13 protein-coding genes are annotated in these 10,734 nt (G+C 63.3%); 6 read left to right on the top strand and 7 right to left on the bottom strand.

Annotation, left to right across the window (positions count from 1 at the left end; genetic code table 11):
* From V7P99_RS14290 to V7P99_RS14280, 3 genes are all read left to right on the top strand, one after another.
* Window positions 1-722: ATP-binding cassette domain-containing protein (locus tag V7P99_RS14290; RefSeq protein ID WP_442909912.1), on the top strand; the 722-nt coding region annotated here is incomplete at its 5' end.
* A gap of 212 nt (window positions 723-934) precedes the next feature.
* Window positions 935-1,261 carry a DUF4258 domain-containing protein gene (locus V7P99_RS14285; protein WP_333795502.1) on the top strand — a complete coding sequence of 109 codons (327 nt, stop codon included), beginning with the start codon at window positions 935-937 and terminating at the stop codon, window positions 1,259-1,261.
* 442 nt (window positions 1,262-1,703) lie between these two features.
* Window positions 1,704-2,045, top strand: coding sequence for a zinc ribbon domain-containing protein YjdM (locus V7P99_RS14280; protein ID WP_333795501.1), 342 nt, complete (start codon window positions 1,704-1,706; stop codon window positions 2,043-2,045).
* 407 nt (window positions 2,046-2,452) lie between these two features.
* Here V7P99_RS14280 and V7P99_RS14275 read toward each other — a convergent pair whose 3' ends face one another.
* The gene (locus tag V7P99_RS14275; RefSeq protein WP_333795500.1) at window positions 2,453-3,691 is read right to left on the bottom strand and encodes a hypothetical protein; all 1,239 of its coding nucleotides are present in this window, start codon (window positions 3,689-3,691) and stop codon (window positions 2,453-2,455) included.
* A gap of 436 nt (window positions 3,692-4,127) precedes the next feature.
* Here V7P99_RS14275 and V7P99_RS14270 point away from each other — a divergent pair, with 436 nt between their 5' ends.
* On the top strand, window positions 4,128-4,862 hold the full coding sequence (locus V7P99_RS14270; RefSeq protein WP_333795499.1) for a hypothetical protein: 735 nt from the start codon (window positions 4,128-4,130) through the stop codon (window positions 4,860-4,862).
* 513 nt (window positions 4,863-5,375) lie between these two features.
* Here V7P99_RS14270 and V7P99_RS14265 read toward each other — a convergent pair.
* Window positions 5,376-5,666 carry a hypothetical protein gene (locus tag V7P99_RS14265; RefSeq protein WP_333795498.1) on the bottom strand — a complete coding sequence of 97 codons (291 nt, stop codon included), beginning with the start codon at window positions 5,664-5,666 and terminating at the stop codon, window positions 5,376-5,378.
* A gap of 195 nt (window positions 5,667-5,861) precedes the next feature.
* Between V7P99_RS14265 and V7P99_RS14260 the strand changes: the two genes are divergently transcribed.
* Window positions 5,862-6,143: a hypothetical protein gene (locus tag V7P99_RS14260; protein ID WP_333795497.1), complete on the top strand. Its 282-nt coding sequence runs from the start codon at window positions 5,862-5,864 to the stop codon at window positions 6,141-6,143.
* Between the two features lie 182 nt (window positions 6,144-6,325).
* Window positions 6,326-6,721, top strand: coding sequence for an FKBP-type peptidyl-prolyl cis-trans isomerase (locus V7P99_RS14255; protein WP_333795503.1), 396 nt, complete (start codon window positions 6,326-6,328; stop codon window positions 6,719-6,721).
* Between the two features lie 117 nt (window positions 6,722-6,838).
* Here V7P99_RS14255 and V7P99_RS14250 read toward each other — a convergent pair whose 3' ends face one another.
* The 5 genes from V7P99_RS14250 to V7P99_RS14230 all read right to left on the bottom strand — a co-directional run bounded on the left by V7P99_RS14250 (window position 6,839) and on the right by V7P99_RS14230 (window position 10,449).
* Window positions 6,839-7,099, bottom strand: a complete 261-nt coding sequence (locus tag V7P99_RS14250) for a peptidase M48 (RefSeq protein ID WP_333795496.1) — start codon at window positions 7,097-7,099, stop codon at window positions 6,839-6,841.
* Window positions 7,100-7,244: 145 nt separating this feature from the next.
* Complete coding sequence (locus V7P99_RS14245) at window positions 7,245-8,765, bottom strand: MFS transporter (RefSeq protein WP_333795495.1); 1,521 nt, start codon at window positions 8,763-8,765, stop codon at window positions 7,245-7,247.
* A 154-nt stretch (window positions 8,766-8,919) separates the two neighbouring features.
* Window positions 8,920-9,120 (bottom strand): hypothetical protein, encoded by a 201-nt coding sequence (locus V7P99_RS14240; protein WP_333795494.1) that lies wholly within the window; start codon window positions 9,118-9,120, stop codon window positions 8,920-8,922.
* Window positions 9,121-9,284: 164 nt separating this feature from the next.
* A complete protein-coding gene (locus V7P99_RS14235) occupies window positions 9,285-9,635 on the bottom strand; it encodes a DUF1491 family protein (protein WP_333795493.1) in 351 nt (116 codons plus the stop codon).
* An 88-nt stretch (window positions 9,636-9,723) separates the two neighbouring features.
* Window positions 9,724-10,449 carry a peptidoglycan-binding domain-containing protein gene (locus tag V7P99_RS14230; RefSeq protein WP_333795492.1) on the bottom strand — a complete coding sequence of 242 codons (726 nt, stop codon included), beginning with the start codon at window positions 10,447-10,449 and terminating at the stop codon, window positions 9,724-9,726.
* Window positions 10,450-10,734 lie beyond the last annotated feature (285 nt).

The raw sequence follows: 10,734 nt of genomic DNA, 5'->3' as shown, positions 1-10,734 counted from the left end.
GCGGCTATGGGCCGGGCCGCTTCTCGTTCAACGTCAAGGGCGGGCGCTGCGAGGCCTGCCAGGGCGACGGCGTCATCAAGATCGAGATGCACTTCCTGCCGGACGTCTACGTCACCTGCGACGTCTGCAAGGGCAAGCGCTACAACCGCGAGACGCTGGAGGTGACCTTCCGCGACAAGTCCATCGCCGACGTGCTCGACATGACGGTGGAGGAAGGCGCCGCGTTCTTCCAGGCCGTGCCGCCGATCCGCGACAAGCTCGAGACGCTGGCGCGCGTCGGCCTCGGCTATATCCGCATCGGCCAGCAGGCGACGACGCTCTCAGGCGGCGAAGCGCAGCGCATCAAGCTCTCGAAGGAGCTCTCCCGCCGCGCGACAGGACGCACGCTCTACATTCTCGACGAGCCCACGACGGGCCTGCATTTCCACGATGTGGCGAAGCTCCTTGAGGTGCTGCACGAGTTGGCGGATGCGGGCAACACGGTGGTCGTCATCGAGCACAATCTAGAGGTGATCAAGACCGCGGACTGGATTATCGACCTTGGCCCAGAAGGCGGCGACGGCGGCGGCCGCATCGTGGCGCAAGGCACGCCCGAGGACGTGGCGGCCGTGAAGGAGAGCTACACGGGGCGGTATCTGAAGGACCTGCTCGCCCGTCGCGCCAAAGGCGCGCAGAATAAGAGCGTGAAGGAGCGGAACGGCAAGAAGCAGGCGGCGGAGTAAGGGCGACCGTATCCTCAGCACTTGCAGTCGGATGGGCTGACTGACCCCGACCCCGTGGTTTCCAGCCAACTAACGTCCAACTTTTAGGTCATTGATGCAAAACAGCGGGCAATTGATTTTTGCGTGGGTGAACGCAAGACTGCTCCATCGAAAGCTGTTGCTGGGAGCGTCAGACGTTTTCGGAGTAAGTGTCGTCTGCCCGAGGACACCTGATGCCGCAAACGACATTCTCCACGGTCTGCGAGCTAATTGCCCAGAAGAAGGTTTTCGGCTCCGCGCATGCTCTTGCCCGTTGTGCAGCAAGAGGCATTTTGCTGACTGAGGTCATCAGCGGAACACCGTCCGGTTTACCTATCGAAGACTATCCCGACTACCATGCCGGCCCGGCAGTCCTTGTGTTATTGTATGATAGCTTCGGTTTGCCGGTTCATGCGGTGTGGGGCCTTGAAAAAGGCACGCGGGAACCCGCCATCCTGGTTACGGCGTACAGGCCTGATCCAGCTGACTGGGATCCTGACTTAAGGACACGCAAAAGATGAGGAAGAGTCCGACGGTCGAATTGGTGCACGAGGGGCGATTCGCCGCCGAGGTCGACGTCACTCAAATCGAAACGGATTGCGAGTGGTCACCATATTATAATCTAGAAGACATCGAAAAGCTCGACCAAGTACGCCTTGCATTGCGCCGCGGAGACCTGCGGGCAGCCACTAAGCTTGCACGTGTCTATGAGCTAAAGCCTATAAACGCTGCAGAATAGCTTACCGTCCAAAATGTATCGCTCAGCACACGTGGGCGCCTGCCCCCGCCGGTACAATCTTGCTTTAACGGTTTCAATAGACCGGACAGAGCCCAAACTTACTGACGTGCACTGCTTCGGAAGGCAGGAAGCAGGCGGCGGAGTAGCCTGAGTGCGGAATCCGTGTGCTATACAGCACCCGGCCGATAAGGCCGGAAATTCAAAGCAATACGGACCAAAATACCATGACGCTGCCACCCTGCCCCGAATGCAATTCCACGTTTACCTACGAGGACGGCAGCCTCTACGTCTGCCCGGAATGCGCCCATGAATGGAACGCGCAGTCGGCCCCCGCCTCCGACGACGCCGACGTCAAGGTGTTCCGCGACTCCGCCGGAAACATCCTGCAGGACGGCGATACGGTCACCGTGATCAAGGACCTGAAGCTGAAGGGCTCGTCCAAGGTCGTCAAAATCGGAACCAAGGTGAAGAACATCCGCCTGGTCGACAGCGACCACGACATCGATTGCAAGATCGACGGCATCGGCGCCATGAGCTTGAAGTCCGAGTTCGTGCGGAAGGCGTAAGCTTCAGCGCCCCGCCGCTGGATGTGTGCAGTTGGCAAGCCCCCGGCGCTGCCTGAAAAGCGTCGCATCCTCTTTCGCTCGGTGCAGGCTGTCGCTCGGCAGCCGCCTCGCGGAGAGGACTTCACAACCCGCAATCCCCAGCCAATTCGCAGCCTGTCCGGATTTTCAGCCCCGAATCAGGCAGCAATGCCGTGCTGCGTCATGGGTGCGCGTCGCGGCGTGGGAAAGCGGTCATGCTGGGCTTCATTGCGATTTTCGCGGCCTCTGTTGCCGGCTATGCGCATGTGGGCCTTTGGGCCATCGCCGCGTGTGCAATCGCCCTCGCATCGGCGTCGTACGCGGAGCACTTTGCACTCCACCGCCGAGGGCAGGAGCTCGGACTGACGCAGGCGACACGCGCCGCAACGCTACGCAGTTTCGGGAACGGCTTCCTTGCTGCCGGCGGCGCTTACGTCGGCGGCTTTCTGCTCAGCCTGCTGTAGCGGCGGGAGCCACACCGTATCGTATTGCTCGTTGAACTGAGCGTCCAGAACGCGCTTGCGGCCGTCTTTGATGACCTTGCGCAAGCGGCTCGTGGACCGGCCGAGTTTCCAGCGCTCCCTCCGCAACGACAGCAAGGCGTTTTGATAGGCGGTCGCCGCAGCTCCAAGCTGGCCTCTCTCGACAATGGCGAAACGCAACCTGTTGGCCAAGGACGCCGCGAAGTAGTGCATGTCGCCTTTTTCGACGAGCTCCCACGCGCTCAAGGGATGAGATTTCTCAAACAGTGCGATCGCACCGGGGGCGTATGCGCTTCCGGCAAGCTCCGCAGTCATCATCTGAAGCGCATTCCTGGGAACGCTCGTGCTCTCCATCTCGGCGATATAGCGCGTCGCGCGTGCCCTGATGATGTCGCGACGCCGACCCTCGCTCATGGACACGGAGAGATCGATCACGCGCGCATAGCCTCTCCTGGCCTCCCGGAAAAGCTTCAGCTTGCGAAGCTGGTGCGCTTCAAGCTCTCGGAGCTCGATGTCCGTGTCGTGTCCGGGAAGGCTCAACGCATTGCGGAAATGGATGAGGGCCACCGAATGCCAGCGGTCGCCACTCCGCGCGGACGCCACCACGCCGCGCAGGCTGTAGGCCGTGCAAAGCTCCTGGCGCAAGGAGACCGCCTCCCGCTCCGCCGTCTGCAGTTTGCGCTTAATGTTTTCGATGGCCTTGCCGAGCTGCCACTCGGCACTGCTATGGACGGTCAGCGTCAGGGCCGTGCTGTCCCACCGGTTCTCGCGCAGAACGGCCGCCAACTCGCGGTCGATGAACGTCGGCGACCGAAGGCTCTGCCCGGGCGCAGGCCGCTGGACGGCTTCGAGCGCCTGGCCGCGTACATCTCGCAGCCGCGCATCGCGCGCGCTGATGTACTCGTCGAGGCGTTTATGGAGAATGCGTTCCCGGTAGAGCCACCACCGGTAGAAACCAAACGAGAAACCAAGCAAACCGACGAGCAGCTGCCCGTAATCCTTTAAAAACGCTGCGGCGGCGCCCAGTCCGCCAGAGGCATCGTGGCCCATCCGGACCAGCAGATCGTTCAGCTTTCGCGCTGCGAGCTCGTTCTCTGTCGCCCACGTGAGGACGTGGCAGAGGATCTCCTGCGAACTGCACTCCATACGCCCACTCCGCAGTACTCATCGGCAGAACAACTCCAGGATGCGTCGTTAACCCTGCCCTGTACAGACTGCGGAGCGTCAGCTTGCTCACGAACTTGCTTGCCGTGGCAGCAGCGCCACAAATCTCGCAGTTCGCTTGCCACACCCCGAACGCTTCAAGACCAACACGCGCCCCAAGCATTCGCGGCCCTAGATCTCCATGCAAATATTCATCAAATCATCCAATAACTGCCGAGACATACGTCTGCTTTTCTAGGCATTCATGCGCACTTGCCACGCCGTACTCCGGTTGATATGAAGCCTTATGCTAGACCTTGAAAGATACAAACATACCTTCCCATCTGACGATAACTCAGTACTTCACAATAATGATACAGATAGACGGGTTCTCATCTTCGGGAGCGCGCCTTTATCTCTGAATCTTGCCGACGCAGACTTGTCCGGTCTCAAAACCGTCGCAATCAACAACGCGTGGCGGATCCGGCCTGACATCCGGTATGCGATCTATGCGGCCGACTTCCCGGAAACGCATCGGCCACCACGGTCGTGGTTCGCGACGCAGGTCAGCGGCGGCGAATACAATCCCGCCATGGCAACGGCCGGGGGAGAGCTTCTCGGTGGCGCGACCATGGCGTTCGTCGCCGGCTATTGGGCCTGCGAAAATCTTCAGCCCACGGTCGTCGGCTATTATGGCTGCGACATGGTCTACAACGGGTCCGGGAAGACGCATTTTTACGGCACCGGGCGCCCTGACCCGCTGCGCGAACACATCTCGCTGCGGAGCCTGGAGGCAAAGTCGGCGCGTCTGTTCTGCTGGGGCCTCAAGCGCGGCGCCGTGATCGTCAATTGCTCGCCAAGCCCCGTTACGCGCCTCGTCTTTCCACGTGTGCCGCTCGCCCGTCTCACGAGCCTCTCGCCATCCGTGGACCGCTGGCGGGGGCTGCTCGCACGCGCGGAAGAGTTGTTCGAGCTGGAGCGTCAGCCGCCGTTCCGCCAATTCCGACGGGATACGCTCGACCGGCCTGAGACGGATGCCTGCCGCGAAATCATCGATGAGCTTGACCAGCGCTGGCTCGGTCTCATCCCGCTCATTGACGAAATCGCTGCGGACGCAAGCCTCATGACGACTACGGAATACAGGCTTGCCGCGCCGGAACCATCGCCCCCCTGACGCCGTTCACGGACCGGTTCTGCGTTCTCAGGAGACCAAAATGCGCATATCGATCCTTGCGGCCGTCGCGGCCGGAGCACTCATTTGCGCCGGCGCATCTTCATCATCAGCGGCACCCGCCTCGGCGCTGCCCCAGGTTACGGCTTCGTCGCAGAGTACGATCGCCGAACCTGCCCAGTTCCGGAGCCGTTGCCGCCGCTGGAGCCGGGAATGCCGCATCCGGTGGGGCTGGGGTCCACGCTTCCGCCGCTGCATGGTGCGCCACGGCTGCTGAGCGCATCCGCTCCGGCTGGTGCCGTTCCGGTTTAAGTAGAAACGCGGAACGGCTCTAAATCTGGCGTGGAAGAGAAGGTCGGCGCTCAATGCGAGCTTAGGTGCGCATCGAGGCGGGTCGGCGCTCCGAAGGACGCCGCCCACCATAGCCTGGCTCTTACGTCAGAATGAGCTTCCGGCGGGCGATTCCCCACGCCGCCGACGTTTAGCCGTCGGAGTTCGCGCGGCCGCTGCAAGGCCTCAAGTCGGCAGCACCGAGCGGATCTGCGTCTCGTACTGCTTCACAGCCTCGAGGGCCCGCTCCTTCATAGCAGGGTCACGCTCGGCCGTGGTCTCGGCCGTAAACGCTTCGATGGCCTGCTGTGCGTTGGTGATGATCGTGGTCGCCGCGTTCTGCGGGTTCAGCTCGCGCTTGAGCATCGTCTGGAGAAGCTGGGTAAGGATCACACCCGTGGCCAGGGCTAGCCCGGAAAGCTCCGCGACCTCCCGCTTGAGCTCGTTGATCTCGCTGTTGTCCGTCGTGTCCGCCATGTGCCGATGCTCCGTTGTCGCGCCCCCGCGGCTGTTCCTAATCCGAGGGGATGGAGAGCGCAAGCCTGGCTCTGCCCCTCTCCGAAACCCGGCCGCGACACAACTGGCGCCGCCGCTGCCGCCTCACCAATGCCCCCCGGCTGTGCTAAAGATTCGCGTCTCGCTCAGAGGCACTCTTCCAACAGGGATCACTAAATGAAACGACTGCTCATGATCGTCTCGCTCACCGCCGGCCTTGCCGCGACCGCCGCCATCGCCGAGGTCAACGAGGCGGTCAAGAACGCCTGCCGCGACGACTATCACAAGCATTGCGAAAACCTCGAGGTCGGCAGCGACGAGCTGCGTATCTGCATGCGCAAGAACGCGACCGAGCTTTCGAAGGATTGCCTCAAGGCCCTCGTCGAGCACAAGGAGGTGACCGAGGAGGACATCGACAACTATATCAAGGAAATGGAAGCTAAGGCGGGCGCCCAGTAGAGCCTGATCGATCGAGATGCGAGCGCTCTTTCGTTCCCCAACGAGGACCGCTCGCGTCGAAACATGCTCAGTCACTGAACCGTGCCATCCCGCCAGAACAGGAGCGACGCACCGTGATCCGGTCCATGTCCATTCCACTACACGCAGTCTGGAAACGCGCCTTGACGCTTGCGGCGCTACTCATGGCTGCGGCCTTCGCCGTGACGGCGCCCGCCGCTGCGGCCGGAGAAGAGACCACCGCCTCGGGCCTCAAGATCATCGATACGGTGGTCGGAACCGGGGCCACGCCCAGCAAGGGCCAGACATGCGTGATGCATTACACAGGCTGGCTCTACGAAGACGGAAAGAAGGGCGCGAAGTTCGATAGCTCGGTCGACCGCGGTGCGCCGTTCGAGTTTTCCATCGGCACCGGACAGGTGATCGCCGGATGGGACGAGGGCGTCGCGACGATGAAGGTCGGCGGTAAGCGCACGTTGATCATCCCGGCCAACCTCGGCTATGGCGCCAGGGGGGCGGGCGGCGTGATCCCGCCGAACGCGACGCTCATTTTCGATGTCGAGCTGCTCGATGTGAAGTAGCGATGCACGTATCAAGACACAGAGGCTTTCCGCGTTTCCTTTCGAATTGCGGAAGGCCTCTTTTTATCTCGACTTTTTCATCACGCCGTAGTGACCGGAAATCTCGTACGCATGTTTTTAGCGCCGCATGCGCTGGCGCTCGCTCCGGTCGCGTGCCCGGTCGCGCTGGCTCAGCCGCTCGCAGAACGCGCTCTTCGTTCCGCTGAGGCACCCATACCGCTCCAGAAGCTCCGCATCGCGCTCGCTCACTGGGCCGCCAGCCCGGGCGTTGGCTCGGGCGTGCTCGAGCTCCCAGTAGGAATCCGCCTGCGCAGCCGCACCCATGAGCATGATGGCTGCGATGCCAGCGCCTGTGGTGGTCATCAATCCTAGCCGCATGTCCGTGTTCTCCCTTTGGCGCGCGTCGCCTGCTCATCGCTTAGACGCCACCGCGCAACGCCTTTTATCCCATTCCGTTCCAAAAGCCCTCCGGCAGGCTTCCCTCCGCGCGCGCGTCATGCACCTTCCGGCAGCCGCTTGGCCTTCATCGGGCGCGGGGCAGAAAAGCGACCGCGAGCAGCGCCGCTGCGACGACACCCAGCGCTGAGATCACCGAGGCGACCTCGAACGCGTGGACGAATGCTTGGCGTGCGGTGCGCAGCAAGTGCTCTCCTTGCGCTCCGCCCATTTGCGCGGCGACTTCTGCTGCCGCGCCGAGGGTATCCTGAGCCGCCTCGAGGGCACGTGCCGGAATGTCCGGCAGCGGTTCCGCCGCCATCGTTCCGCGATAGACCGCCGTCACGACGCTGCCCAGCGCGGCGATGCCGAACGCGCCTCCGAACTCGAAGCTGGTCTCGGAAATTCCCGAAGCGGCGCCCGCCCGCTCGGGCGGCGCTGCGGCCATAACGATATCAGTCGTGATGGCGCCGACCGGTGCCGTGCCGATGCAGAGGATCATCATTCCGGTGAACATCAGCCAGGGCCCGTCGACTGTGCTGAGCTGTGTGAGCAGAGCGAAGCCGAGCGCGGATATCCCGAGGCCCGCGGCGACCACGACATGCGGGGAGAAACGACGGACGAGGAATGGTGCCGCCATGGAGCCCGCCGCGAAGACGACGCCCGAGGGGGCGGTCCATAGCCCGGCCGTGAGCGGATCCATGCCGAGCACGAGTTGCAGATATTGCGCGATGAACAGGAAGGTGCCGAAGATGACGAACAATCCCGCGATATTGGTCGCGAGCGCCGCGGTGAAGGCGCGCACGCGGAACAGGCCGACATCGATCAAGGGATCAGCGAGCGCGCTCTGGCGGCGGAAGAAGTAGACACCCGTCAGGAACCCCATCCCGATGGCGAACAGGGGCAGCGGCGCCCATCCCGCCTCCGCAATCCGCTTCATGCCGTAGATGATGGCCAGCACCGCGACGACGGACTGTGCGGCTCCCACGATGTCGAGGCGCCCGGCGTCGGGATCGCGGAACTCGGGCAGCAGCACGGGTCCCAAGGCCAAGAGAACAAGCATGATCGGCACATTGATGAGGAACACGGCGCCCCACCACGCATGGGCGAGGATCGCACCGCCGACAACAGGGCCGATCGCGGCTCCGACCGAGAAGCACGCCACCCACACCCCAATGGCGAATGCGCGCTCCCGGTCGTCGCGGAACATGTTGCGAATGAGGGATAGCGTCGAGGGCGCGAGCGTTGCCGCCGCTAGGCCTTGCAGGGCGCGCGCCGCAATCAGCATTTCAGCCGAAACCGAGAAGGCCGCGAGCAGCGACGTGGCGCCAAACGCGGCGGCGCCAATCAGCAACAACCGTCGGCGGCCGACGCGATCGCCGAGCGTCCCCATGGTGATGAGTGCGCCGGCGATCATGAAGCCGTAGATATCGACGATCCAGAGCAGCGCCGCCGAGCCGGGCTTGAGATCGGCTGCGATCTGCGGCACGGCGAGGTGCAGCACCGTGAGGTCCATCGAATAGAGGACGCACGGCAGCGCCAGCACCGCGAGCCCAATCCAATCGCGGCGCTCGGCCTTGGAGCGCGAAACCGCGCGGTGGTCTAGCATGTCAGAATCGAACTCCAGGCGGGTGAGGCGCGCACGGGGCGTCTTAAAGCCTGATCGGCCGAGATGCGAGCAGGCTTAGAGCATTTTCCGTTCGCTTGCGCTCACTGCAAATTCTCTCGCTACGGAAAGCCCGATGCGCATCGGCGTGCTGTCTTCAGCGATCGTCGCCGAGATCGAGCCGATCGTAACGGCCCGTCCGGCGGCCCGGCTTGGCGGGCTCGGCTGAGGTCTCACTCCAGCGCTCGTAACGGACACCCGGAAAGAGGACGATATCAGCTGGCCCCAGCACCGGATGCTGCCCACTCGTACGGCGCGCCGCGCATGCCGGCTGCCTGAACTCGAGAATGCTGGCCATCGTTTTCGTGCTCCTGAGCCGTGCATCCCTCTCTCGATGGCGCCCATCTTCGACACGGGCGTCCGCATGGCGCGGATCTCCTGATCTCGCTGCTGCGTCGGTTAACAAAAGATTAACGGATGAACATCGGCTTTGTGCCGGGTGGCGAGAGTTGCCGGGCCGCCTCAGATGTCGGACAGCCAGCCTTCGAGCCCGTGGACGCCATCCCGGGCCTCGACCTCGACGATCCAGAGATCCGGATCGGTGCGCGCCTCCCGCTCGAGCAGCCCGTCCACCTCGTCGTCGGGCCGCGGGCCGCCCTTGAAATAGGGCGTCCAGCGCCGATCGGCCTCGCCTTCCAGAAGGCTCGCCGGAGCCGGACCGAAGAGCATGGAGGTGCCATCGAGGCGGTTGATCCGGATGTAGATCGCACCGGCGTCATCGTCGCCGTGGCGCACGACGTAGGCCTGGCGGCCATCGCTGGAAGAGCGGCGCATGTACGCCTTGACCCAGATCTCAGATTTGAGCCGCACCATCTCTCATTCCAGCGTTAAAAAAGCGCCTCCGGGGCGCGTGCACCGCAGTGGCGGCTGTCCCGCCAATCTCATCGGCTTGCGGTGGCCGCTACGATCCGCTCGCCTGGAGCGCATCGCCGGCGAGGCTCGCGAGCCGCGCCAGCAACTCGCCCGAAATGCGGCCAGTCTGCTTGAGCTTGCGGTCTGCCTCGAATTTCCGGATCGCACGGATCGTGGCGGCGTTCAAGCGGCCGTCCGGAAGCGTCGTCAGATAGCCCAGCTGGCGAAAGGCGCGCTGCACGGCACGGACGACCGCCTCTGCCTCGGGGCCTGGCTTGGCGCTCTCACCACCGGCATTCGGCGCAATGTCGGCCGAGCCCAGAACGAGATGCTGGAGGAGTGCTTGGCGGGGCTCGGCCGTGAGCGGTAGATCCTGGTCGGTTTCGTAGGCCATGATGGCGCCGCGCGTGACCAGCCCGGCCACACCGTCGACCGCGCCGGTCTCGTAGCCCTTCGCCTTGAGCTCACGCTGGACGGCACGCACGAGGTCCGAACGATCGGCGGTTTCGGGGAGCGGCCTCACGGCACCGGTTTCGAGCGGCGGCACGGTGGCCGTTGGGGCAGTACCTGATGCGCGGTCCGGATTGGCTGCGTCGGGGCTGGCTGCATGGCGTGCGCTCCATCCGCTGGCTTCACGGGCTGGATTGTGGCTCGGCGCGGGCGTCAGTGCGGCGAACTGGCGGGCCGGCGGCTGGAAGACGAACACATTGGTCATCATCGCACCCGTGAGCAGCACGAACGTCAGGAACGCAAATCTCACGGCAGACGGCGACATTTCCGAACTGTCTACTCTCGTAAAAATTGGCGCTTAGCCTCGCCGGCTTCCAGGCTGGCTTAGTTGCGCGATACTGAACCCTCCGCCGCGATGCGGCCCAAGCGGCCATGGCAGAGCGACAGCTGCCCAGCCGGTCGCCCCGTGCGGTCATTCCGGAAGTATCACGAGGCAGCCGTTAAGATCGTGTTAACCTGCCTGGGACCGATAAAATTTGCCTCAAATTTTCGGCGAATTTGGCGAAACAATGATTCAAATTTTCCGTCTCGGATGGGAGCTTCCTAAAAA

The sequence above is a fragment of the Hyphomicrobium sp. genome (genome assembly GCF_036780825.1).
In the GTDB taxonomy this organism is placed as follows: Bacteria; Pseudomonadota; Alphaproteobacteria; order Rhizobiales; family Hyphomicrobiaceae; genus Hyphomicrobium_C.
This window is presented reverse-complemented; position numbering and strand designations above follow the sequence as displayed.

Bases quoted from the DNA above. Each gene is read 5' to 3' on its own strand.
- V7P99_RS14285 (WP_333795502.1), top strand. From the start codon at position 935: ATGCCGCAAACGACATTCTCCACGGTCTGCGAGCTAATTGCCCAGAAG.
- V7P99_RS14245 (WP_333795495.1), bottom strand. From the start codon at position 8,765: ATGCTAGACCACCGCGCGGTTTCGCGCTCCAAGGCCGAGCGCCGCGAT.
- V7P99_RS14260 (WP_333795497.1), top strand. From the start codon at position 5,862: ATGAAACGACTGCTCATGATCGTCTCGCTCACCGCCGGCCTTGCCGCG.
- V7P99_RS14250 (WP_333795496.1), bottom strand. From the start codon at position 7,099: ATGCGGCTAGGATTGATGACCACCACAGGCGCTGGCATCGCAGCCATC.
- V7P99_RS14265 (WP_333795498.1), bottom strand. From the start codon at position 5,666: ATGGCGGACACGACGGACAACAGCGAGATCAACGAGCTCAAGCGGGAG.
- V7P99_RS14230 (WP_333795492.1), bottom strand. From the start codon at position 10,449: ATGTCGCCGTCTGCCGTGAGATTTGCGTTCCTGACGTTCGTGCTGCTC.
- V7P99_RS14255 (WP_333795503.1), top strand. From the start codon at position 6,326: ATGGCTGCGGCCTTCGCCGTGACGGCGCCCGCCGCTGCGGCCGGAGAA.
- V7P99_RS14240 (WP_333795494.1), bottom strand. From the start codon at position 9,120: ATGGCCAGCATTCTCGAGTTCAGGCAGCCGGCATGCGCGGCGCGCCGT.
- V7P99_RS14280 (WP_333795501.1), top strand. From the start codon at position 1,704: ATGACGCTGCCACCCTGCCCCGAATGCAATTCCACGTTTACCTACGAG.
- V7P99_RS14275 (WP_333795500.1), bottom strand. From the start codon at position 3,691: ATGGAGTGCAGTTCGCAGGAGATCCTCTGCCACGTCCTCACGTGGGCG.
- V7P99_RS14235 (WP_333795493.1), bottom strand. From the start codon at position 9,635: ATGGTGCGGCTCAAATCTGAGATCTGGGTCAAGGCGTACATGCGCCGC.